Origin of the sequence: Mycolicibacterium grossiae, assembly GCF_008329645.1 — a bacterium.
In the GTDB taxonomy this organism is placed as follows: domain Bacteria; phylum Actinomycetota; class Actinomycetes; order Mycobacteriales; family Mycobacteriaceae; genus Mycobacterium; species Mycobacterium grossiae.
Window position 1 is genome coordinate 1,943,844 of record NZ_CP043474.1, and the last position, 21,251, is coordinate 1,965,094.

The 21,251-nt window shown below is 72.7% G+C and carries 21 protein-coding genes; 6 read left to right on the forward strand and 15 right to left on the reverse strand.

Translation table 11 applies throughout. The annotated features are described in order from the left end of the window. Positions 1–14 precede the first annotated feature (14 nt). A complete protein-coding gene (locus tag FZ046_RS09320) occupies positions 15–635 on the forward strand; it encodes an LON peptidase substrate-binding domain-containing protein (protein ID WP_083298444.1) in 621 nt (206 codons plus the stop codon). 22 nt (positions 636–657) lie between these two features. Here the strand turns inward: FZ046_RS09320 and FZ046_RS09325 are convergent, their stop codons facing one another. The 12 genes from FZ046_RS09325 to FZ046_RS09380 form a co-directional block, all read right to left on the reverse strand. Further along, on the reverse strand, positions 658–996 hold the full coding sequence (locus tag FZ046_RS09325; RefSeq protein WP_070354993.1) for a cation:proton antiporter: 339 nt from the start codon (positions 994–996) through the stop codon (positions 658–660). Then, positions 993–1,268 (reverse strand): monovalent cation/H+ antiporter complex subunit F, encoded by a 276-nt coding sequence (locus FZ046_RS09330; protein WP_070354992.1) that lies wholly within the window; start codon positions 1,266–1,268, stop codon positions 993–995. Before FZ046_RS09330 ends, FZ046_RS09325 begins: the two co-directional genes overlap by 4 nt. Beyond that, positions 1,268–1,801, reverse strand: a complete 534-nt coding sequence (locus FZ046_RS09335; RefSeq protein ID WP_070355022.1) for a Na+/H+ antiporter subunit E — start codon at positions 1,799–1,801, stop codon at positions 1,268–1,270. The genes FZ046_RS09330 and FZ046_RS09335 overlap by 1 nt, the downstream gene beginning before the upstream one ends. Before the next feature lie 11 nt (positions 1,802–1,812). Next, complete coding sequence (locus tag FZ046_RS09340) at positions 1,813–3,429, reverse strand: Na+/H+ antiporter subunit D (protein ID WP_070354991.1); 1,617 nt, start codon at positions 3,427–3,429, stop codon at positions 1,813–1,815. Beyond that, entirely contained in the window at positions 3,426–3,890 is a 465-nt protein-coding gene (locus FZ046_RS09345) for a Na(+)/H(+) antiporter subunit C (protein WP_070354990.1), read from the reverse strand. Before FZ046_RS09345 ends, FZ046_RS09340 begins: the two co-directional genes overlap by 4 nt. Continuing rightward, on the reverse strand, positions 3,887–6,763 hold the full coding sequence (locus FZ046_RS09350) for a Na+/H+ antiporter subunit A (protein ID WP_070354989.1): 2,877 nt from the start codon (positions 6,761–6,763) through the stop codon (positions 3,887–3,889). Before FZ046_RS09350 ends, FZ046_RS09345 begins: the two co-directional genes overlap by 4 nt. Positions 6,764–6,847: 84 nt before the next feature. Beyond that, positions 6,848–7,303, reverse strand: a complete 456-nt coding sequence (locus FZ046_RS09355; RefSeq protein ID WP_070354988.1) for a DUF1707 domain-containing protein — start codon at positions 7,301–7,303, stop codon at positions 6,848–6,850. Positions 7,304–7,365: 62 nt separating this feature from the next. After that, positions 7,366–9,600, reverse strand: a complete 2,235-nt coding sequence (locus FZ046_RS09360; protein ID WP_070354987.1) for an AAA family ATPase — start codon at positions 9,598–9,600, stop codon at positions 7,366–7,368. Beyond that, the gene (locus FZ046_RS09365) at positions 9,597–10,478 is read right to left on the reverse strand and encodes a CDP-alcohol phosphatidyltransferase family protein (RefSeq protein WP_070355021.1); all 882 of its coding nucleotides are present in this window, start codon (positions 10,476–10,478) and stop codon (positions 9,597–9,599) included. The genes FZ046_RS09360 and FZ046_RS09365 overlap by 4 nt, the downstream gene beginning before the upstream one ends. Beyond that, complete coding sequence (locus FZ046_RS09370) at positions 10,475–11,185, reverse strand: phosphatidylserine decarboxylase (protein WP_070354986.1); 711 nt, start codon at positions 11,183–11,185, stop codon at positions 10,475–10,477. Before FZ046_RS09370 ends, FZ046_RS09365 begins: the two co-directional genes overlap by 4 nt. Before the next feature lie 50 nt (positions 11,186–11,235). Continuing rightward, positions 11,236–12,423, reverse strand: a complete 1,188-nt coding sequence (gene moeA, locus FZ046_RS09375; protein ID WP_070354985.1) for a molybdopterin molybdotransferase MoeA — start codon at positions 12,421–12,423, stop codon at positions 11,236–11,238. A 1-nt stretch (position 12,424) separates the two neighbouring features. After that, entirely contained in the window at positions 12,425–13,348 is a 924-nt protein-coding gene (locus FZ046_RS09380) for an SDR family NAD(P)-dependent oxidoreductase (protein WP_070355020.1), read from the reverse strand. Between the two features lie 21 nt (positions 13,349–13,369). Between FZ046_RS09380 and FZ046_RS09385 the strand changes: the two genes are divergently transcribed. The 3 genes from FZ046_RS09385 to FZ046_RS09395 are packed head-to-tail and all read left to right on the forward strand — an operon-like array spanning position 13,370 to position 16,158. Next, a complete protein-coding gene (locus FZ046_RS09385; RefSeq protein WP_070354984.1) occupies positions 13,370–13,855 on the forward strand; it encodes a PH domain-containing protein in 486 nt (161 codons plus the stop codon). A gap of 38 nt (positions 13,856–13,893) precedes the next feature. Next, entirely contained in the window at positions 13,894–15,288 is a 1,395-nt protein-coding gene (locus tag FZ046_RS09390) for a PH domain-containing protein (protein WP_149484355.1), read from the forward strand. Positions 15,289–15,345: 57 nt separating this feature from the next. After that, positions 15,346–16,158 carry an HAD-IIA family hydrolase gene (locus FZ046_RS09395; protein ID WP_070356406.1) on the forward strand — a complete coding sequence of 271 codons (813 nt, stop codon included), beginning with the start codon at positions 15,346–15,348 and terminating at the stop codon, positions 16,156–16,158. Positions 16,159–16,162: 4 nt separating this feature from the next. Here the strand turns inward: FZ046_RS09395 and FZ046_RS09400 are convergent, their stop codons facing one another. Continuing rightward, complete coding sequence (locus FZ046_RS09400; protein WP_070356405.1) at positions 16,163–17,881, reverse strand: DEAD/DEAH box helicase; 1,719 nt, start codon at positions 17,879–17,881, stop codon at positions 16,163–16,165. A 186-nt stretch (positions 17,882–18,067) separates the two neighbouring features. Then, on the reverse strand, positions 18,068–18,961 hold the full coding sequence (locus FZ046_RS09405; RefSeq protein ID WP_070356404.1) for an SDR family NAD(P)-dependent oxidoreductase: 894 nt from the start codon (positions 18,959–18,961) through the stop codon (positions 18,068–18,070). 106 nt (positions 18,962–19,067) lie between these two features. Here FZ046_RS09405 and FZ046_RS09410 point away from each other — a divergent pair, with 106 nt between their 5' ends. Next, positions 19,068–19,628 carry a TetR/AcrR family transcriptional regulator gene (locus FZ046_RS09410; protein ID WP_070356403.1) on the forward strand — a complete coding sequence of 187 codons (561 nt, stop codon included), beginning with the start codon at positions 19,068–19,070 and terminating at the stop codon, positions 19,626–19,628. A gap of 19 nt (positions 19,629–19,647) precedes the next feature. Here FZ046_RS09410 and FZ046_RS09415 read toward each other — a convergent pair whose 3' ends face one another. After that, a complete protein-coding gene (locus tag FZ046_RS09415; protein WP_070356402.1) occupies positions 19,648–20,139 on the reverse strand; it encodes a cupin domain-containing protein in 492 nt (163 codons plus the stop codon). 93 nt (positions 20,140–20,232) lie between these two features. Between FZ046_RS09415 and FZ046_RS09420 the strand changes: the two genes are divergently transcribed. Continuing rightward, positions 20,233–21,030, forward strand: a complete 798-nt coding sequence (locus FZ046_RS09420) for a polysaccharide deacetylase family protein (RefSeq protein ID WP_149484236.1) — start codon at positions 20,233–20,235, stop codon at positions 21,028–21,030. Positions 21,031–21,251: the final 221 nt, after the last annotated feature.

Consider the following 21,251-nt stretch of genomic DNA (forward strand, 5'->3'; position numbering starts at 1 on the left):
TGGCCAGCACGCCGATGTTCCCGCTGGAGTCGGTCCGGCTGCCGGGCGAGGACCTGCCGCTGCGCATCTTCGAGCCGCGGTACCAGGCGTTGGTGCGCGAATGCCTCTCCGGCGACCGGCAATTCGGTGTCGTCCTGATCTCCGCCGGACGCGAGGTGGGCGGTGCCGACGCGCGGCTCGACGTCGGTGTCATGGCCCGGATCGTCGAGGCGCAGGACCAGGGCGGCGGGCTCTACCGGATCGACTGCGCCATGACCGACCGGATCCGGGTGGTCGAGTGGCTGCCGGACGATCCGTTCCCGCGCGCCACCACCGAGCCCTGGCCCGACGAGCCGGGGCGTGCCGTTGGCGGCGCGGAGATCGCCGACGTCGAGGACCAGGTGATGGCGTTGTTCGAGCGGGTCGCCGAGGCCCAGGGCGCCACGCTGCCGCCGAAGCGGGACCTGCTCGGCGAGCCGGAACCGGGGCAGGACGCCGGGGAGCGGCTCTACGCGCTGGCCTCGCGGATCCCGATCGGTCAGGCCGACCGGTACGCGCTGCTCGCCGCGCCGTCGGCGGAGAAGCGACTCGACGCGCTGCGGGACGCCGTCGAGACCGTCGCCGCGCTGGTGGAGTTCCAGCTCGCCGAGGACTGAGCGCGCGCCCTTCCGACGGGCGTCAGTCCTCGCTGCGTTCGGCCATCTCGTCGCGCGTCAGCAGGTCGTCGCGGTAGCTCTGCTCGCGGTAGGCGAGCTGACCGACGCGGTTGGCGACCACCGGCGCGGTGATGAGGGTGAACATTCCGGTGAGGATCACCATGCCGACGTCGGCGTGGCCGCGCAGCCGGATGGCGGCCCCGGCGAGCACCAGCAGTAGTCCGAGCACCTGCGGCTTGGTGGCCGAGTGCATGCGCGACATGGTGTCGCCGAAGCGGACGATGCCGATCGCGGCGGTCAGCGCCAGCGTCGAGCCGGCGAGCACCAGTGCGCCGGCGAGGACGTCGAGGACGGTGGTCACCGCTGGCTCCCTTCGTCGCGGTCGCGCACCCGGAAGCGGGCGACGCTGACCGAGCCGACGAAGCTGATCAGGGCCAGCGCCGTCAGGCTGTACGTCACGGTGGTGTCGAGGCTGAACGCCGCCCACGTGCCGATCGCGCACATCGTCACCGCGACGAACGTGTCCAGCGCGACGAGGCGGTCCAGCGTGCCCGGTCCGGCGAGCAGCCGGTACATCGTGATGGCCGCGGCCGCGGTCAGCAGCACCGCCGACACCGTCCATACCCAGGTCATCAGCCGACCTCCCGTTCCGGCGCCGGACGCCAGTGCGTGTCGCGTTCGAAGGTCGCGATCATCAGCCGCTCGATCTCGGCGACCTGGTGGTAGAACTGGCGCACCGTGCGCTCGGTGCTGACGTCCAGCACGTGCACGTAGATCAGGCGGCGGGCCTGGTCGATCTCGAGCACGATGCCGCCGGGGATCAGGTTCAGCACGTTCACCGCGAGCGCCAGCACCAGGTCGGACTTCAGCGCGAGATGCGCCCGCAGCACCGCGGTGGCCGGCGGGGGACCGGGCCGGACCGCCAGCCAGGCCACCTGGATGGAGGACTTCACCAGGTAGTAGCCGATCTGGGCGGTGAGCCGCAGCAGCGACAGCGGGTGCAGCCGCCCCTCGATGGGCACCGGCGGCAGGGGCAGCAGCACCGTGATGACGAGGGCCACCACCAGGCCGCTGAGGACGTTGGCCGCCGACACGTCGCCCCACAGCAGCTGCCACACCAGGACCAGCCAGCACACCACCCACAGCCGCAGCGCGATCTTGCGCAGCGACGCCCCGGTCACGGCGTCACCCCCGGTCCGAGGACCGCCGACACGTACTGGCCGCGGTCGAGCACCTGGTCGGCGGCGCGCTCGCTGTACCCGAAGATCGGGCCGGCCCACACCGTCAGCGCCAGCCCCACCGCGATCAGCGCCGCGGTCGGCAGCACCATGCCCACCGGCATGCGCCCGACGTCGTCGCGGTCGGCGAACGAGACGTCGGCCTCGGCGTCGTCGAGCAGTGCCGACGGCGTGGCGGCCGACAGGTCGCCCTGCGGCGCGTCGGCCCGCGCGCGCCAGAACGCCTTCGTCCACACCCGCGCCACCGCGTAGAGCGTCAGCAGGCTGGTCAGCACGCCGCCGCCGACCAGCAGCCAGGCCAGCACCGAGCCGTCCCGGGTGCCCGCCTCGAGCAGCGCCACCTTGCCGATGAAGCCCGAGAACGGCGGGATGCCGCCGAGGTTGAGCGCCGGGACCAGGAACACGAACGCCAGCAGCGGGCTCGCGGCGGCCAGTCCGCCGAGGCGCTGCAGCGTCGAGGCGCCGGCCTGGCGCTCGATGAGGCCGACGACGAGGAACAGCGTGGTCTGCACGACGATGTGGTGTGCGACGTAGTAGATCGCGCCGGACATGCCGAGGTCGTTGGACAGCGCGACGCCGAACACCATGTAGACGATGTGGCTGACCAGGGTGAAGGACAGCAGCCGCTTGATGTCGCTCTGCGCGATGGCGCCGAGGATGCCGACCAGCATCGTGAGCAGCGCGGCGACGAGCAGCACGCCGTCCATGCTCCCGCCGGGGAACAGCAGCGAGTGCGCGCGGATGATGGCATAGACGCCCACCTTGGTGAGCAGGCCCGCGAACACCGCGGTGACCGGCGCGGGTGCGGTGGGATAGGAGTCGGGCAGCCACGCCGACAGCGGGAAGACGGCGGCCTTGATGCCGAAGGCCACCAGCAGGACGGCGAACAGCGCGTTGCGGGTGCCGTCGGGGACGTCGTCGAGGCGGACCGCGACCTCGGCCATGTTGAGCGTGCCGGTCGTCGCGTACACCAGCGCGATGCCGGCGAGGAAGATCAGCGACGACACCATGGACACCATCACGTAGGCGATGCCGGCCCGGACCCGCTCGGCGCTCGCGCCGATGGTGAGCAGCACGAAGCTCGCCGACAGCAGCACCTCGAAGCCGACGAACAGGTTGAACAGGTCGCCGGCGAGGAACGCCGTGCACACGCCCGCGGACAGCACCAGGTAGGTCGGCAGGAAGATCGACACCGGTTGGCGTTCGTCGCCGTCGCGGATGCCCTGCCCGATGGCGTAGAAGACCACGCCCAGCAGCACGATCGCCGACACCAGCAGCATGAGTGCCGACAGCCGGTCGGCCACCAGGCTGATCCCGAGCGGTCCCATGCCGGGTTCGGTGGAGCCCCAGCCGCCGACGTGCACGACGATCGTCCCCAGCCGGTCGGCGTAGTACACCAGCGCCGCACACACCGCGACGACGGCCGACAGCGCGATGACCGCGATCGAGCGCTGCAGCCGCGCGCTGCGCCCGGCGAGCAGCGTCGCCGCCGCGGCGAGCGTCGGGATCAGCACGGGCAGCGGCGTCAGCACCGCGGCGATGCTCTGCGCGCTCATCGGGACCCCTCGTGTCCGGGCAGGGCGTCGAGTTCGTCGGGGGCGTCGGTGTCGCGGGAAGGCACGTGCTCGGGCAGGTCCTCGTCGATCGCGGTGCCGGACTGCTCCGAGACGCGGGTGTCCTCGGGGTCGTTGGCGACCTCCTCGGCACGCGACAGCCGGTAGGAGCGGTAGGTCAGTGCCAGCACGAACGCCGCGACGCCCATCGAGATGACGATCGCAGTGAGGATCATGCCCTGGGCCAGCGGGTCGGCGGTGGTGGTCTCGCCGGAGCTGGTGCGACCCCGGATCGGTGGATTGCCCGACGAGCCGGCGACGGTCAGGATCAGCAGGTTCACGCCGTTGCCGACGAGCAGCAGACCCAGCAGCATGCGGGTGAGATTGCGTTCCAGCAGCAGGTACACCCCGGCGCTGATGAGTCCGCCGACCAGGATCAGCGGGACGAGGTAGGTGACGTTCACCGCGACACCTCCAGCTGGCGCTGCTGGGCCATCGCGTCGTCGACGCGGGCGCCGAGGCTGCGCAGCACGTCGAGGACCAGGCCGACCACGATGAGGTAGACACCGAGGTCGAAGAACAGCGCGGTGACGAACTTGATCGTGCCGAGCACGGGCACGTCGAGTTCGATGACGGCCGACGACAGCACCGGCGCACCCAGCAGCAGCGACGTCACCGCCGTGCCCGCGGAGAGGGCGAGGCCCGCGCCGAGCACCTTGCCGGCGTCCAGCGGCAGCGCCTCGCCGAGTTCGTAGCGGCCACCGGCGAGGTAGCGCAGCACCAGCGCCAGCCCGGCGGTCAGCCCGCCCGCGAAGCCGCCGCCCGGGGTGTTGTGGCCGGCGAAGAAGAAGTACGCCGAGAGCACCATGATCAGCGGGAAGATGATGCGGGTGGCGACCTCGAGGACCAGCGAGCGGTACCGCGGGTCGCGCAGCTCGCTGCCGCGCAGCCAGGTGATCTCGCCGACCGCGGGGCTCGTCGGCACCACCGGGATGCGTCCGATGTCGGGCTGTCCGGCGTCCGCGACCCGCGGCGCACTGCCGAAGCGGCGGTTGCGGAACACCATCGAGGCGACGCCGGTGGCAGCGACGAGCAGCACCGAGATCTCGCCCATGGTGTCCCAGGCGCGGATGTCGACGAGCAGCACGTTGACGGTGTTCGCGCCGTGCCCGCGGTAGTAGGCGGCGTCCGGGAGCAGTTCGGCGATGGGCCGGGTGGAACGGGCGGCCATCGCGAACGCGGCCAGCGTGGTGACCGTGGCACCGACGGCCAGAGCCAGTGCGGCGCGCGGCAGGCGCTTGCGTTCGACGTTCGCGCGGTCGGCTTCGGCGGGCAGCGTGCGCAGCACCAGCACGAAGATGACCAGCGTCAACGTCTCGACCAGGAACTGCGTCAGCGCCAGGTCCGGTGCGCCGTGGAAGACGAAGACGACGCCGCAGCCATAGCCGGTGACGCCGACGACCAGCACCGAGGCCAGCCGGTTGCGCATGACGGTGGCCGCGAGCGCGGCGGCGAGGATGATGAGGCCGACGACCGCCTGCAGCGGCGAGTCCCACAGCCGAAGTTCCGGGCGGTCGGAATTGCCGAGGACGAGCATGGCGGTGGGCAGCAGGACCAGCGTCGCGAGGATCACCGACTGCGTGGCGGGGATCGAGCCGCGCTGCGTGGACGCGGTGAGCCGGACCGCCAGCACGTCGATGCCGCGGATGACGGCGTCGTAGATGCGGTCGGCGTTGCCCAGCGGCAGGTAGCCCAGGCGGACCTCTCGCAGCCGGCCGCGGGCGAAGAACGCGGCGATGCCGAGGCCGAGGACCAGCGCCGACAGCAGCAGCGGCACGGTGAAGCCGTGCCACAGCGCGAGGTGGTAGCCCGTACCGCCGGGCACGGTCCGGGCGTAGTCCGCCAGCACGTGGTCCAGTCCCGCCGGCCAGAGGCCGAACAGCAGGCCTGCCACCGAGAGCACGGCGGGCGCGACGAGGAACGCGGCGGGTGGGCGGTGCATCTCGGCGACGCGCTGGCTGGGGGCGTCGCGGCCCTTGCGGGCGAAGGCGCCGTAGACGAACCGCAGGCTGTAGATGGTGGTGAACACCGACCCGAAGACCACCCCGCCCAGCACCCAGGGGGCGGTCGAACCCAGCGTTGCGCTGTGCGCCAGTGTCTCGAGGTCGGCCTCCTTGGCGACGAAGCCGAAGAACGGCGGCAGCGCGGCCATGCTCGCCGCGCCGCCCACGGCGATGACGAGCAGCGGGCGGTGCGCGTCGCCGAGCCACGCCAGCCGCCGGATGTCGCGGGTGCCGGTGGCGTGGTCGATGACGCCGACGACCATGAACAGCGTCGCCTTGAACATGGCGTGGGCGCACAGCATCGCCAGACCGGCGAGCATGACGTCACCGCCGCCGGTGCCGACCATCACGGTGATCAGGCCGAGCTGGCTCACGGTGCCGAAGGCGAGGATCAGTTTGAGGTCGTACTCGCGCACCGCGCGCCAGCCGGCCAGCAGCATGGTCGCGAGCCCCAGCACGACGATGGTCGGCCGCCAGCCCGGGGAGTCGGCGAAGCCCGGGGTCATGCGGGCGATGAGGTAGACGCCGGCCTTGACCATCGCCGCGGCGTGCAGGTACGCGCTGACCGGAGTGGGGGCGGCCATCGCGCCGGGCAGCCAGAAGTGCAGCGGGACGATCGCGGACTTGCTCAGCGCGCCGACGAGCACCAGCAGGACCCCGGCGGTGACGGCGGTGCCGGTGGGCGGTGCGGCGATCAGCTCCGACAGCAGGTAGGTGCCCGCGGACTCGCCGAGGATGACGATCCCGACCAGCATGGCCAGCCCGCCCGCCGTGGTCACCAGCAGCGCCTGCATGGCGGCCCGCCGGCTGGTCGCGCGCTCGGCGTAGTGCCCGACGAGCAGGAACGACAGGACGGTGGTCAGCTCCCAGAACAGGTAGAGCACCAGCATGTTGTCGCTGGTGACCAGACCGAACATGGCGCCGGAGAACGCGACCAGTTCGGCGGCGAAGCTGGGCAGGCGCTTCTCGGTGTGCCCGTCGTGGTGGTGGAAGTACTCGGCGCAGTAGCAGAGGACCAGGGCGCCGATGGCGAGGACCAGCACGCTCATCACCGCCGCCAGGGCATCGAAGCGCAGGGTGACGTCCATCGAGAGGGCGGGCACCCAGTCCAGCTGCGCGCGCTGCGCACCGGCGCCCGGCCAGTTCGCGACGACCCACGCGAGCGATCCGAGGGGGACCAGCGCCAGCGGGTAGAACGCCATGCGTCCCCAACGCTGCACGAGCAGCGGCGCGATGGCGGCTGCTGCCGCGTGCGCGCAGAGGATGGCGAGCATGGCACTCCGATCGTGCGGGTCGGGGTGTCAGCCGTCGTGTGGCGTGGCTGGACGTGTCCTGATCGAGCTTACGTGGCGGTGCCGTCAGCGCCGTCCGGCCGTGGCGAGCCGCACGGGGATCGCGTGTGCTAGCACCCCGATGCCGGCGCCGAGGATGGGCCAGACGGGCCAGAAGTACCACGTGCCGCCGCACAGGGCGACGGCCAGCCAGACCGTCAGCACCGTGACGACCATCAGCGCGTAGGCCGCCAGGTGCAGCCGCACCGACAGCTCGGCCTTCGCACGGGACGCCGCGCGGCGGGACGGGTCGTCGCGCAGCAGTCGATGCACCGGCACGTCGGCGAGCAGCGCGTCGAGGTCGGCCCGGGTCGCGGCGACGTAGGCGGCCCGCACGCGCCGCTCGTACTCGTCGAGGTCGAGGTACCCCTGGGAGAGCGCCTGCCCGAGGTGGCTTGCGGTCCGGTCGCGGTCGCGGTCACCGGCGCGCAGGGCGGTCCGGGCGGACGTGGTGCGGGTAGGGGTCGCGGGGAGCACGATCATGGGGTCCTCCGGTCAGGGGTCCGTCATCGACATATCAACACTGACATGTCGATGATGGAACGTCAACCCTGGCGACCGTCGGCGAATGCGCGCAGCGACGCGACCTGCGCGGGGTCCAGGGAGGGCCGGACCGCGGCGCGGGCCGTCGCGACGTCGGCGGCCGTGACGTCGGCCGCGTCGATCGAACGACGCATCGCGGCGAGGGCGGACTCCCGGAGCACTGCCACGCAGTCCGCGGCGCTGTAGCCGTCCAGCTCGGCGGCGATGGCGTCGAGGTCGACGTCGGGGTGCAGCGGGATGGACTTCGCCGCGGTGCGCAGGATGTCGCGCCGCGCGTCGGCGTCGGGCGGCTCGACGAAGACCAGCCGCTCCAGCCGGCCGGGTCGCAGCAGCGCCGGGTCGATGAGGTCCGGGCGGTTGGTGGCGCCGAGCACCACCACGTCGCGCAGCGGATCGATCCCGTCGAGTTCGGTGAGCAGCGCGGCGACCACCCGGTCGGAGACGCCGGAGTCCGAACTCTGACCGCGGCGGGGCGCCAGCGCGTCGACCTCGTCGAGGAAGACCAGCGATGGCGCGGAATCCCGTGCGCGACGGAACAACTCGCGCACCGCCTTCTCCGAGGCGCCGACCCACTTGTCCATCAGCTCGGCGCCCTTGACGGCGTGCACCGACAGCCGGCCGGTGCTGGCGAGGGCTCGGACGACGAACGTCTTGCCGCACCCGGGCGGCCCGTACAGCAGCACGCCGCGCGGCGGGTCGACGCCCAGCCGGGTGAAGGTGTCGGGATGCTGCAGCGGCCACAGCACGGCCTCGGTCAGCGCCTGCTTGGTCTCGACCATGTCGCCGACGTCGTCGAGCGTCACCGAGCCGACCGAGATCTCCTCGGTCGCCGACCGGGACAGCGGACGGATCACCGACAGCGCTCCGAGCACGTCGTCCTGGGTCAGCACCGGCGGGTGTCCGTCGGCGCTGGCCCGCGCGGCCGCCCGCAGCGCCGCCTCGCGGACGAGGGCCGCGAGGTCGGCCACCACGAAACCCGGTGTGCGCTCGCCGATCCGGGCCAAGTCGAGGTCGCGTACCGGAACGTCGCGCAGCAGCACCTCGAGCAGGGCTGCGCGGGTGGCGCCGTCGGGGAGGGGGAGGCCGAGTTCGCGGTCGCAGAGGTCGGGCGCGCGCAACCGCGCGTCCACGGCGTCGGGTACCGCGGTCGTCGCGACGAAGGCGACGCCCGCCGTGGCGACCGCGTGCCGCAGCTCGGCGAGGATCAGCGTGGCGACCGGTTCGGCGGTCGCCGGGAGCAGCGCGTCCACGTCGGTGATCAGCAGGACGCCGCCGCGCGTGCGGGCGTCGGCCGCGGCGGCGGTCACCGCGGCGAGGCGGTCCTCGGCGCGTAGTGCGCCGGTGTCGGGGCCGTCGAGTTCGACCAGCCGGCGCTGCGCGCACACCGCGCGCACCAGCGTCGCCTTGCCCACACCCGCCGGACCGGAGACCAGGACACCGAGATTGGGTGCCGCGCCCAGGGTTTCGAGCAGCTCGGGTTGATCGAGCGCCAGCTTCAGCCATTCGGCGAGCCGGGCCGCCTGGTCGCGGGCGCCCTTGAGGTCGTCGACGGCGACCACCGGCGCGGCACGCTCGGGCGCCGTCACGGTGAAGCGCTCGGCGTCGGGTGGGGCCGGCGGCGTGGTGCCGACGGTGCCCGGCCCGTCACCCCACGTGACCGAGGTGTTGGGCTGCACGCTCACCGGGCCCGCGGGATCGGTGCCGGTGACGGTCAGCAGCTCCGAAGTCCAGGTGATGCCGACCGAGGAGGCGAGCGCCGACGTGGCGGCGGTGGTCGAGGTGCCCGGTCCCAGGTCGCGGGGCAGCAGGGAGACGGTGTCCCCGACCGTCATGACCTTTCCCAGCAGAGCCAGTCGCAGCGTCGCCGACGAGAGCGACGTGCTGGCCAGCCGCGACCCGGTCAACGTGACCGACCGGGCGCCGTACACCGTCACGGGCGCGACCAGCACCGCGGCGTCCTCCCGCAGTCCCGCGTTGGACAGGGTGACGTCGTCGAGCAGGGCCGTGCCCGGCGGGACGTCGCGACCGGCGAGGCCGGCCACGGCGGCGGTGGTCCGCGACCCCGTCAGCGCCACCGCGTCCCACTCCCGCAGCCCCAGCGCGGCCAGGACCTCGGGGTGCAGCCGCACCACGCCGCGGCGTGCGTCGAGCGCTGAGGTGTTGAGCCGTGCGGTGAGTCGCAAGTGGGTCAGCGGCGTCTCGCCGGACTCCTCGGCGAGGCCGTCGGCCCAGGTCATCGCCCGGTGTTCCGCGGCGGCTGTCCGGAGCCGGGCCGGCGCAGGCCCAGGCGGGCGGCCGAGCGGCGGTGCGGCTGGGCGGCGCGGCGGATCGCGCGGCGCGCCTGCCGCTGCACCTTCGGCTTGTCGTCCCACACCTCGGGATGCTTGGCGAGCCAGCCCTTGTAGCGGACGGCGAACGGGATGTGGATGACGTAGGCGACGATGATCACCATGATGACGATGTAGCCGTACTGGATCGACGCGGCGACCAGGATCGCGAGCCCGGCCAGCAGCGGCGCCACCATGTTCGGCTTCACCGCGAAGGTGTGCACCTTGCGCATGGGGATGGCGCTGACCGCCAGCAGCGACACCCCGATCATCCACACGATGACGGCCCACTCCGCCCAGTGCGTGTCCCACCACGGGCCGGGGAACTGCAGCTTGGCCGCGATCGGGCCGATCGAGCCGATGGCCCCCGCCGGGGCCGGCATGCCGACGAAGTAGTCCTTCTCGTAGGCGGGGGCGTCCTGGTTGAGCATCGCGTTGTAGCGCGCGAGCCGCAGCACGATGCACACCGCGTACACCAGCACCACGATCCAGCCGATCTGCGAGTGCTGCAGCAGCGTGGCCCACACGATCAAGGCCGGGGCCACGCCGAAGTTCACCGCGTCGGCGAGGCTGTCGATCTCCTCGCCCATCTTCGACGTGGCGTTGAGCATGCGCGCCGCCCGGCCGTCGAGGGCGTCGAGGACGGCGGCACCCGCGAGCAGCGCCATGGCCTCGGTCGGCCGGCCGTCGAGCGCGAACTTCACCGCCGACAGACCCAGGCAGATGGCCGCGACGGTCATCGCGCTGGGCAGGATCCGGACGCTCGGCGGCCGGATGCGGGCTCTCATCGCCACTCCGCCAGCGGGGTCTCGGCGCCGATCGCGCGCTGGCCCGGCTCGACGAGCACCGTCGCGTCCCTCGGTACGTACGTGTCCAGCCGGGACCCGAACCGGATCAGACCGTAGGTCTCCCCGAGTGCGAGCGTGGCGCCCGCATGGGTGTCGCAGACGATGCGCCGCGCGATGAGGCCGGCGATCTGCACCACCGCGACGTCGACGCCGTCCGGCGTGCGCAGCCACATGCTGTTGCGCTCGTTGGCGTCGCTGGCCTCCTCCTTGTCGGCGGAGAGGAACGCGCCCGGCCGGTACTTCACCGAGACGACGTCCCCGGCGACCGGCGCGCGCTGCACGTGCGCGTCGAAGATCGACAGGAAGATGCTGATGCGCGTCATCGGCTCGGCCGGCATGCCGAGTTCCGCGGGCGGCGGCACCTCGTCGATGAGCGTGACGCGGCCGTCGGCGGGCGCCACGACGAGGTGCGGCCGGGTCGGCGGCACGCGCGGCGGGTGGCGGAAGAAGACGGCGCTCGCGCCCGCGGCCGCGAGGCCGGCGGTGCGGATCACCCGGCTGCGTCGACCGACCGCCGCCACGCCCACCCCGGCGCCGACGAACGGCAGGCCGGCACGGTGCAGCGGCGGGAACTGGGTGCGGACGAGATCGACCAGGCGGGAGGCCTCGGACTGGGGATGGTCTGGTGGACGCGCGGGTCTGGCCATGGGATTGCGATATTACCGACCACGCCGTGCGGCGCGGGTCGACCCGGGGATCAGCGCAGGTCCCACACCCGCACCGCTGAGCCTTCGGCGATGTCGGTGACGTCCTCGTCGATCTCGAGCAGGCAGTTCGCCGACGCCAGCCAGCGCAGGTGGTGCGAGGCCGGCGGGCCGTAGCTGGTGACGGCGTCGCCGTCGAGCACGCCGCGGCGGAACTGCCGCCTGCCCTTCGGCGACGTCAGCGACTCGGTCAGCGTGGCGGTGCGCACCGGTCGCTCGGGCGACGGCAGGCCCATCGCGGCGCGCAGCGGGGTGCGGATGAACACCTCGAAGGACACCAGCGCACTGACCGGGTTGCCCGGCAGCGTCACGATCGGGGTGCCGAACACCCGTCCCGAGCCCTGCGGCATGCCGGGCTGCATGGCGACCTTGACGAAGTCGACGTCGTCGGCCAGCGAGTCCTTCACCACCTCGTAGGCCCCGGCGCTGACCCCACCGGTGGAGACGATGAGGTCGGCATCCGCGGCGTGCCGTTCGAGCGCCGCGCGGAACGTCGGGACGTCGTCGGACGTCATCGCGACCGTGACCACCTCGCCGCCGGCGTCGCGCACGGCGGCGGCGAGCATGACGGCGTTGGACTCGTAGATCTGGCCCGGCAGCAGCGGCGTTCCGGGCGCCACCAGCTCCGATCCCGTCGACATGACCAGCACTCGCTGGCGCGGCACCACGCTCACCTCGCCCAGCCCCAGCGCGGCGACCAGGCCGAGGGCCGCCGGGGTGAGCCGCTGGCCGGCGGTGAGCACCGTGGTGCCCGCCGCGACGTCCTCGCCGGCGCGGCGGACGTGCTGCCCGTCGCGCGCGGTCGCGCGGATCGTCACGGTGTCGGTGCCGCCGTCGGTCGCCTCGACCGGCACCACCGCGGTGGCCCCGGCGGGTAGCGGTGCGCCGGTCATGATGCGGTGGGCGGTGCCGGGCGCGAGCGTCAGGGCGTCGGTGCGGCCCGCGGGGATGTCCTCGGCCACGGGGAGGCGCACCGGCTCTTCGTCGGACGCGGCGGTGACGTCCTCGACGTGCACGGCGTAGCCGTCCATCGCCGAGTTGTCGAAGCCGGGCAGTGACAGCGGCGCGACGACGTCGGCGGCCAGCACCAGACCCAGGGCGTCGGAGACGGGGAGGGACTGCGGCGCGCGCGCGGCGATCAGCCCGGCGACGACGCCCTGGTGCTCGGGGACCGACCGCATGTCAGAGGGCGTAGGTGACGCCGGTGAGTTCCTCGGAGACCGACCACAGGCGCTCCTGGACGTCTTGGTCGTGCGACTGGTCGCTCGACGACACCAGCACCGGGTGGCCCATCAGCTCGCGGAAGCCGTCGGGGCCGTAGTACTGGCCGCCGGTGACGGCCGGGTCGGTCGCCGCGCGCAGCGTCGCCAGCGCTCCGGTGGCCGCGCTGTTGGTGACCAGACCGGCCAGCTTCGAGAAGCCGGGGAGGCTGCTGCCCGGGATGTGCCGCATGAGTTCGGTGTTCGAGACACCCGGGTGCGCGGCGACCGCGATCGTCGTCGCGTTGGCCGCGGCGAGCCGGCGCTGCAGGGCATAGGCGAACATCAGGTTCGCGAGCTTCGACTGGCCGTAGGCGGCGACGCGGTTGTAGCTCTGCTCCCACTGCAGATCCTCGAAGTGGATCCCCGCCCGGATGGTGTGGGCGATGCTCGCCACCACCACGATGCGCGCATCCCGCACGGGCAGAACGTTTTCCAGCAGCAGGCCGGTCAGGGCGAAGTGGCCGAGGTGGTTGGTGCCGAACTGCAGCTCGAAGCCGTCGTCGGTGTGTCCCTTGGGCGGGTACATCAGCCCGGCGTTGTTGATCAGCAGGTCGATGCGCGGATGCGCCGCCGCGATCTCCTCGGCGGCGGTGCGCACCGATCGCAGCGACCCCAGGTCCAGCCGCTGCACCGACACGTCCGCGCCGGGCGCGGTCTTCGCGATCGCGGCGGCCGCCTCGGCGCCCTTGTCGACGTTGCGGACCGCGAGCACCACCCGGGCGCCGCGCTCGGCGAGCACGCGGGCGGTCTCGAGTCCCAGACCGGTGTTGGAGCCGGTGATGACGGCGACGCGGCCGCTCTGATCGGGCACGTCGGCCTTCGTCCACTTCGTGTTGCCACTCATGCGCACGACCATACTCAGGGGGTGCCGTCGCTCGCCGACCCCGCGAACCCGCCCAGCCGCCGGGCGCCGCTGCTCTGGGCCGTGTCGGCGGCCGTCCCGTGGGCGGTGCTCGCGGTCGCGCAGGTGGCCTGGTGGCTCGTCGACGACCGCCTTCTGGCGGTGCACGCCGCGGCCGCCGCGGCGACGGTCGCGGGTGCGGCGCTGTTCGTCGGGGTGGTGCCGGTGTGGCGGTATCGCGTGCACCGGTGGGAGATCGGCGAGCACGCCGTGTACACCCGGTCGGGCTGGCTGATGCAGGAGCGGCGCATCGCGCCGATCTCGCGCGTGCAGACCGTCGACACCGAACGCGGGCCCCTGGACCGGTTGTTCGGTCTGGCCAGCGTCACCGTCACGACCGCGTCGTCGGCCGGCGCCGTGCGCATCGCGGCGCTCGACGCCGACGTCGCCGACGCGGTGGCCGCCCGGCTGACCGACGTCGCGGCGCTGGGCGAGCAGGATGCGACGTGACGGACGTGCCGACGCCGTGGCGCCGGCTCAGCCCACGCATGCTGCTGGTCCATCCCCTGCATGAGGTGCTTCGGCAGCTGCCGCTGCTGATCGGCTCGGTGGTGCTCGGGACCGCGACCGGCAACCCGCTGTGGTCGGTCGCGGCGCTGGCGCTGTTGGTCGTCGTCGGGCTGGCGCGGTGGTTCACCACCGCCTACCGGATCGCCGACGACCACGTCGAGCGGCGCGAGGGCGTGCTGGCCCGCCGGGTGCTCTCGTTGCCGCGCAACCGCATTCGCTCGGTGTCGACCGACGCCCGCGTGCTGCACCGGCTACTGGGCCTGACGGTGGTGACCGTGAGCACCGGGCAGGAGGGCCGCGGTGACACCGCGTTCGCGCTCGACGCGGTGCGGGTCGAGGAGGTGGCCGGGCTGCGGGCGCTGCTGCTGCCGTCGGCCGCCGTGCCGGCTGATGCTCCCGACGGGGATCGCGTGCTGGCCCGCTGGCAGCCGCCGTGGCTGCGGTTCGGCCCGTTGAGCTTCACCGGTCTGGCGATGATCGCCGCGGCGCTCGGCGTGGTGTACCAGACCGGAGTGGTTGCAGCGCTGCGGGATTCGCCGCTGGTGCGTGCCGGTCTCGACGCCACCGAGCGGGCCGGCGTCGTGGTGGCCGTGGGGACGCTGGCCGGCGGGGTGCTGCTGGCGTCGGTCGTGCTCTCGGTGCTGCGGTCGCTGGTGACCTACGGCGATCTGGTGCTGTCCCGGTCGGAGCACGTCCTGCGCCTGGAGCACGGGCTGCTGCGGCGGCGTCAACACGCCTATGACACCCGGCGGTTGCGGGGTGGCACCCTGCGCGAACCGCTGCTGGTGCGCCTGTTCGGCGGGGCCCGGCTGGATGCCGTGATGACTGGGGTCGGCGGTTCCGGTGAGGCGTCGCTGCTGCTGCCGCCCTGCCCGCGGGACATCGCGGGGGCGGTGCTCGCCGAGCTGACCGACCCGGACGCCGCCGCGGGTCCGCTCCGGGAACACGGCCCCGCCGCGCGGCGTCGCCGCTGGACGCGCGCGCTGCTGCTGCCCGCCGCCGTCGCCGTCGTCCTGCTGGTGTCCGGGGCGCCGGGCTGGACCTGGGCGGCGCTGGCCGCGCTGACCGTTTGCTGTGGCGGCCTGGCCCACGACCGCAGCCGGGCGCTCGGCCACCGGGTCGACGCGGACTGGTTGGTCGCCCGGTCGGGCAGCGTCGACCGGCGGCGGGACTGCATCGCCGCGGCCGGGGTGATCGGATGGACGGTGCGGCAGACGCCGTTCCAGCGTCGGGCGGGCGTGGCGACGCTGGTCGCGGCGACCGCGGCCGGTGTCAAGGGTTACCGCGTCCTGGACGTGCCCGCCGAGCTGGCCTGGCAGGTGGCGGCGACGGCGTCGCCGTGGGTGGCCGGAAGCGAGTGGCTGCGCGGCTGACCGCGTTCCCCGCGGGGCCCGAGTTGCGTCCGGGCGCGTGCCGTTTACCTTGGCACCATGGCGATCGGCGGGGTGCTCTTCGACATCGATGGCGTCCTGGTGACCTCCTGGCAGCCCATCGAGGGTGCGCGGGAGACGTTGCGCGTGCTCGCCGATCACCAGGTGGCGCGCTCCTATTTGACCAACACCACCACGAAGACCCGGGTGCAGATTGCCGAGCTGCTGGCCGACGCCGGGATGGACGTGACGGCCGACGAGGTCATCACGGCGGCGGTGCTCACGGCCGAGTACGTGCGGGACCGGTACTCCGGCGCGCGCTGCTTACTGGTCAACAGCGGCGAGATCGGCGAGGACATGACGGGCATCGACCTGGTGTACGCCCACGACGTCCGCGATGCGGTGCCCGAACAGCCCGACGTCGTCCTCCTCGGCGGCGCGGGACCGGAGTACGACCACGTCACGCTCAGCCGGGTGTACGACTGGATGGCCCAGGGCGTGCCGGTGGTCGCCATGCACCGCAGCACGGCATGGAACACCACCGAGGGCCTGCGCATCGACACCGGCATGTACCTGCTCGGCATGGAGGAGACCTCCGGCCGCAAGGCCGTCGCCGTCGGCAAGCCCGCCCCGGAGGGCTTCCTCGCGGCGGCGAACCGCCTCGGCGTGGAGCCCGAGGAGATGTACATGGTCGGCGACGACCTCAACAACGACGTGCTCGCCGCTCAGGTGGTCGGCATGGCCGGGGTGCTGGTGCGCACCGGCAAGTTCCGTCAGGACACGCTCGACCGTTGGGCGGCAGACGAATTCGCGATGCAGCCCAGCCACGTCATCGACTCGGTCGCCGACCTGCCGGAGCTGCTGGGGCTGTAGCCGGCTACGTCCGCAGCGTGCGGACGGCCTCGATGCGGGCGGCGAGCTGCTCGGAGTTCGCCGCCGCGACCACCGGGCCACCGCAGAGGCGGCGCAGCTCGTTGTGGATCCAACCGTGCGGCTTGCCGGTGCGGTGGTGGGCGAGGGTCACGAGAGCGTTGAGTTCGCGGCGCAGGTCGCGCAGCTGGCCGTGGGTGGTGACCGGCGCCGCGACCGCGGTCTGGCCCTCGCCGGTGGCGGCCCGTGACCGGCGGTCCATCTGCTCTTCCTGCCTGCGGCGCAACAGGTCTCGCATCTGCGCGGCATCCAGCAGGCCGGGGATGCCGAGGTAGTCGGCCTCCTCCTCGCTGCCCGACGGGGTAGCAGTGCCGAACGACGAGCCGTCGAAGATGACCTGGTCGAGTTCGGCGTCGGCGCCGATCATCTCGTAGCCGTTGTCCAGGTCGCCGGCTTCGTCCTTGGTCTTGTTGGCGTCCTCCAGCGCGGCGTCGTCCCACTCGTCGCCCTGGGACTCGCGGTGCGGCTTGCCCAGCACGTGGTTGCGCTGCGCCTCCATCTCGCTGGCGAGGCCCAGGAGGTTCGGCACCGACGGCAGGAAGATGCTCGCGGTCTCGCCGGCCTTGCGGGACCGCACGAAGCGGCCGATCGCCTGGGCGAAGAACAGCGGGGTCGACGCGCTGGTGGCGTACACGCCGACCGACAGCCGTGGCACGTCGACGCCCTCGGACACCATGCGCACCGCGACGAGCCAGGGGGTGGTGGCCGCCGAGTACTGCGAGATGCGGTCCGACGAACCGGGGTCGTCGGAGAGGACGACCGTGGGCGCCTCGCCGGTCAGGTCGGTCAGCAGCTTCGCGTACGCCCGCGCGGCGGTCTGGTCGGAAGCGATCACCATGCCGCCCGCGTCGGGAACGTGCTGGCGCTTCTGCCGGAGCCGCTTGTCGGCGGCCGCCAGCACCGCTGGCATCCACTCGCCGGCGGGGTTGAGGGCGGTCTTCCACGCCCGCGCGGTCTGCTCGGCGTTCAGCGGCTCGCCGAGCCGGGCCGCGTGTTCCTCGCCGGCGCTGTCGCGCCACCGCGACTCCCCGGAGTAGGCCAGGAAGACCACCGGCCGGACAACACCGTCGGCGAGCGCGTCGGAGTAGCCGTACACGTGGTCGGCGCGCGAGTGCTTGAGACCATCGGGGCCCAGCTCGTAGTCGACGAACGGGATCGGGCTGTCGTCGCTGCGGAACGGCGTCCCGGTCAGGGCCAGCCGGCGGGTGGCGTCGTCGAACGCCTCGCGGATCGCCTCGCCCCAACTCTTGGCGTCACCGCCGTGGTGGATCTCGTCGAAGATCACCAGGGTCCGACGGTTCTCGGTGCGCACCCGGTGTCGGCCAGGGTGGCTGGCGACCTGGGCGTAGGTGACGACGACGCCGTGGTACTCGTCGGAGTTCTGCGCGCTGGAGTTGCTGAACTTCGGGTCGAGCGACAGCCCGACCCGCGCGCCGGACGCCGCCCACTGCACCTTGAGGTGTTCGGTGGGCACGACGATCGTGATGCGTTCGACGACGTGCTGCGACAGCAGTTCGGCGGCGATGCGCAGCGCAAACGTGGTCTTGCCCGCACCGGGGGTCGCGACGGCGAGGAAGTCGCGGGGAGCGGCCGTCAGGTACTTCACCAACGCTCGACGTTGCCAGCCCCGCAGTGCCTGGGTGCTGGGCGCTGTGTCAGCCGGCACCCAAGAGCTCCTATCGATCGAAGGCCACTCTAGGTCAACGGGTTCCGGGATCGCATCTCCGCCGGGCGTGTCTCGCCGCGGCGCGTGTCGGGCAGCGCGCAGGGGCAACGACCGCCGGCCGGCGCAGTGCCACGGCGAGCGTGGCCAGGGCCACCTGCACCCCGACGATCAGCAAATCACCGGCGGTCACAGCGGGTACGTCACCCCGGTGAGTTCCTCGGACACCGTCCACAGCCGCCGGGCGACGGCGGCGTCGTGCGAGCGTCGGTTCGAGTCGACGGCGACCGGGAAGCCGCGCATCTCGGCGAACCCGCCGGGGCCGTAGTACTCGCCGCCGGAGACGCCCGGGTCGGTGGCGGCGCGCAGCGTGGGCAGCGCCCCCATCTCGGTGGGCTGCTCGAGGAGCGAGAAGGCCGCGCGCAGCGGGCCGGGCAGGTGCCGGGACAGTTCCGAGGCGGATCCACCGGGGTGCGCCGCGACGGCGATGGTCTCGGTGCCCTGCAGGCGCCGCTGCAACTCGTAGGTGAACAGCAGGTTCGACAGCTTGGACCGACCGTAGGCGCCGCCGCGGGTGTAGCGCCGGCGGTAGTTCAGGTCGTCGAAGTCGATGCGGCCCATCCGGTGGCCGATGCTGCTGACGGTGACCACCCGCGACAGCGGCGTGGCGAGCAGCCGGTCGAGCAGCAGGCCGGTGAGCGCGAAGTGACCGAGGTGGTTGGTGCCGAACTGCAGCTCGAAGCCGTCCTTGGTCGCCGACTTCGGCGTCATCATCACGCCGGCGTTGTTGATCAGCAGGTCGATGGCGTCGTGCGTGGCCCGCAGGCTCTCCGCGGCGGCACGGATGGAGTCGAGCGAGGTCAGGTCGAGTTCCTGCAGTGAGATCTCCGCGCCGGGCGTGCGGCGGGCGATCAGGTCGGCGGCGGCCTTGCCCTTGTCGAGATTGCGCACGGCGAGCACGACGCGGGTGCCCGCGGCGGCCAGTGCGGCGGCGGTCTCATAGCCCAGTCCGGTGTTGGCGCCGGTGATGATCGCCGTGCGGCTGGTCTGGTTCGGGATGTCGACGGTGGTCCAGCGGGTCATGGGTGCTCCTCTACAATCGATTCGGAACGCACGCTCCGTTTGGGTCGACTATACGGAACGTCCGCTCCGTTTTGTCAACGGTCGGGGATGTCCGGGAGGTGACACAGTGACGCAGACGACACGCCCGCTGCGGGCCGACGCCGCGCGCAACCGCGCCCGTCTGCTCGCGGTGGCCTACGAGACGTTCGCCGCCGAGGGCCTCGGCGTGCCGATCGACGAGATCGCTCGGCGCGCCGGCGTGGGCCCGGGCACGATCTACCGGCACTTCCCGACCAAGGAGGCGCTGTTCGGCGCCGTCATCGCCGACCGCGTGCGCAGCATCGTCGAGACCGGCCGGACGATGCTGGCGGCCGATCCGGGCGGCGCGCTGTTCGACTTCATCTGCGAGATGGTCCGCACCAGCGCCGCCGACCACGGCCTCGCCGACGCGCTGGCGGGCTACGGCATCGACTTCGACGCCGCCGCGCCCGGTGCGGAAGCCGCCTTCGTCGACGTGATGGGCGAGCTGCTGGCCGCCGCGCAGCGCGCCGGCACCGCGCGCGCCGACGTCGGGGTCGCCGAACTCAAGGCGTTGCTCATGGTGTGCAAGGCTCCGTCGAGCCACGGCGACGGCGTCGCCGAGCGGGTGGCCGCCGTCGTGGTCGACGGGCTGCGCGTCACGCGCTGAGCGGGTCCTCGGCGGGGGCTCACACGAAGAAGTTGTCGTTCGCGATGAACCACTCCCGGCGTTCGTCCTCGGACATTTCGCCGAGGTGGGCGAGACCCTCGAAGTAGTGCTCGCGCGGCGCGCCGGGCGCGAACAGCATGAGCATCGACGCCGGCGCGTCGGTCTCGTTGCGGAACCCGTGGATGCCACCGGGCGGCACGTACAGGAAGTCCCGAGGTCCGGCGGTGCCCCAGTTGCCGTCGTGGATGGCCACCTCTCCGGACAGCACGAAGAACGCCTCGGACATCGCGCGGTGGAAGTGCGGGCCCGGGCCGCCGGCACGCGGTGCCAGGTCGACGCGGTAGAGGCCGTAGTCGCCGCCGGTGGCCTCCTGGTTGGCCAGGTAGTGATACCGAACCATCCCGAAGGCGTCGTAGTCCGGCGCCTCGTCGCCGCGGCGCACCCAGGCGCTCGCCTCCGGCTCGTCCGCGGTGTAGCGGGCCGGTGGGTAGGGCGGCACGATCAGCGACATCGCCGTCAGCCTGCCACGAAGTCAGCGGAACGTTCAGACGTTTGCCATCGCGGCACCAGCGGGTGGCCAGCCGCCCGGCTTACCGTCCGGCGGATGACCGATCGGCGAACCTTCCTGCGCGCGCTCGCCGGAGCGGCCGTCGTCGGCGCGGCCGGAGCCGTGGGACGGCCGGCGGTGGCGGCGGCCGGGGCGGACGTCGACCCCGCGGCGGTCGCGGCGCTGGACGCGGGCCAGGTCCCCGGTCAGTGGGGGACGTCGCTGCCGGGCATCGTGACGTCGTTCGCCCCGACCGGCAAGCAGCTGGCGCTGACGTTCGACCTGTGCGACCGCGCCTGCGACGACGCGCTGCTCGACACGCTGCGGACGCACGGTGCGCCCGCGGTCCTGTTCGCGTGCGGCAAGTGGATCGCCGACCAGCCCGGGCGCGTGGAGCGCCTCGCCGCCGAGCCGCTGTTCGAGATCGGCAACCACGGCACTCGCCACGTGCCGCTCTCGGTCACCGGCAGGTCCGCCTACGGGATCGCCGGCACGCGCTCGGTCGCCGAGGCCGTCGACGAGGTGTGGGCCAACCAGAATCGGATCGCCTCGCTCACCGGGACGGCGCCGACCTGGTTCCGCACCGGCACCGCCTACTACGACGACGTCGGCGTGCGGCTGGTCCGGCAGCTCGGGCTGACGCCGGTCGGGTTCGCGGTCAACGCCGACGCGGGTGCGACGCTGCCCGCGGCACGGGTGGCCGCCGCGGTCACCCATGCGGCGCCGGGATCGATCGTGCTGGCGCACGCCAACCACCCGGAGGGCGGCACCGCCGCCGGCATGGCCGCGGCGATCCCGGCCCAGCAGGCGGCGGGCTGGGAGTTCGTCCGGTTGTCCGGCCAGGCGGTGCGGTAGCACCGGATCTGCGCATTCGCTCCACGGCGGAGACGAGATCCGACCTTGCACTCACCTGGGTCGAGTGCTAAAACTGAGCTTGGCACTCGCCATCAGGGAGTGCTAGGTCGGGACGGTGAGGCTGGGGCCGCACCTGCGGGAGCACACTCACAGCCGTCCGTCGCGGGCACTGCTTCCGACCACCGAAAACGTGCGATCCCCTAACCGGAGGAATCACTTCG

Excerpts from the sequence above, each read along its gene's own strand:
- FZ046_RS09320 (WP_083298444.1), top strand. The coding sequence starts at position 15 with ATGTTCCCGCTGGAGTCGGTCCGGCTGCCGGGCGAGGACCTGCCGCTG.
- FZ046_RS09330 (WP_070354992.1), bottom strand. The coding sequence starts at position 1,268 with ATGACCTGGGTATGGACGGTGTCGGCGGTGCTGCTGACCGCGGCCGCG.
- FZ046_RS09340 (WP_070354991.1), bottom strand. The coding sequence starts at position 3,429 with ATGAGCGCGCAGAGCATCGCCGCGGTGCTGACGCCGCTGCCCGTGCTG.
- FZ046_RS09350 (WP_070354989.1), bottom strand. The coding sequence starts at position 6,763 with ATGCTCGCCATCCTCTGCGCGCACGCGGCAGCAGCCGCCATCGCGCCG.
- FZ046_RS09355 (WP_070354988.1), bottom strand. The coding sequence starts at position 7,303 with ATGATCGTGCTCCCCGCGACCCCTACCCGCACCACGTCCGCCCGGACC.
- FZ046_RS09360 (WP_070354987.1), bottom strand. The coding sequence starts at position 9,600 with ATGACCTGGGCCGACGGCCTCGCCGAGGAGTCCGGCGAGACGCCGCTG.
- FZ046_RS09365 (WP_070355021.1), bottom strand. The coding sequence starts at position 10,478 with ATGAGAGCCCGCATCCGGCCGCCGAGCGTCCGGATCCTGCCCAGCGCG.
- FZ046_RS09370 (WP_070354986.1), bottom strand. The coding sequence starts at position 11,185 with ATGGCCAGACCCGCGCGTCCACCAGACCATCCCCAGTCCGAGGCCTCC.
- moeA (WP_070354985.1), bottom strand. The coding sequence starts at position 12,423 with ATGCGGTCGGTCCCCGAGCACCAGGGCGTCGTCGCCGGGCTGATCGCC.
- FZ046_RS09380 (WP_070355020.1), bottom strand. The coding sequence starts at position 13,348 with ATGAGTGGCAACACGAAGTGGACGAAGGCCGACGTGCCCGATCAGAGC.
- FZ046_RS09390 (WP_149484355.1), top strand. The coding sequence starts at position 13,894 with ATGCTGCTGGTCCATCCCCTGCATGAGGTGCTTCGGCAGCTGCCGCTG.
- FZ046_RS09395 (WP_070356406.1), top strand. The coding sequence starts at position 15,346 with ATGGCGATCGGCGGGGTGCTCTTCGACATCGATGGCGTCCTGGTGACC.
- FZ046_RS09405 (WP_070356404.1), bottom strand. The coding sequence starts at position 18,961 with ATGACCCGCTGGACCACCGTCGACATCCCGAACCAGACCAGCCGCACG.
- FZ046_RS09415 (WP_070356402.1), bottom strand. The coding sequence starts at position 20,139 with ATGTCGCTGATCGTGCCGCCCTACCCACCGGCCCGCTACACCGCGGAC.
- FZ046_RS09420 (WP_149484236.1), top strand. The coding sequence starts at position 20,233 with ATGACCGATCGGCGAACCTTCCTGCGCGCGCTCGCCGGAGCGGCCGTC.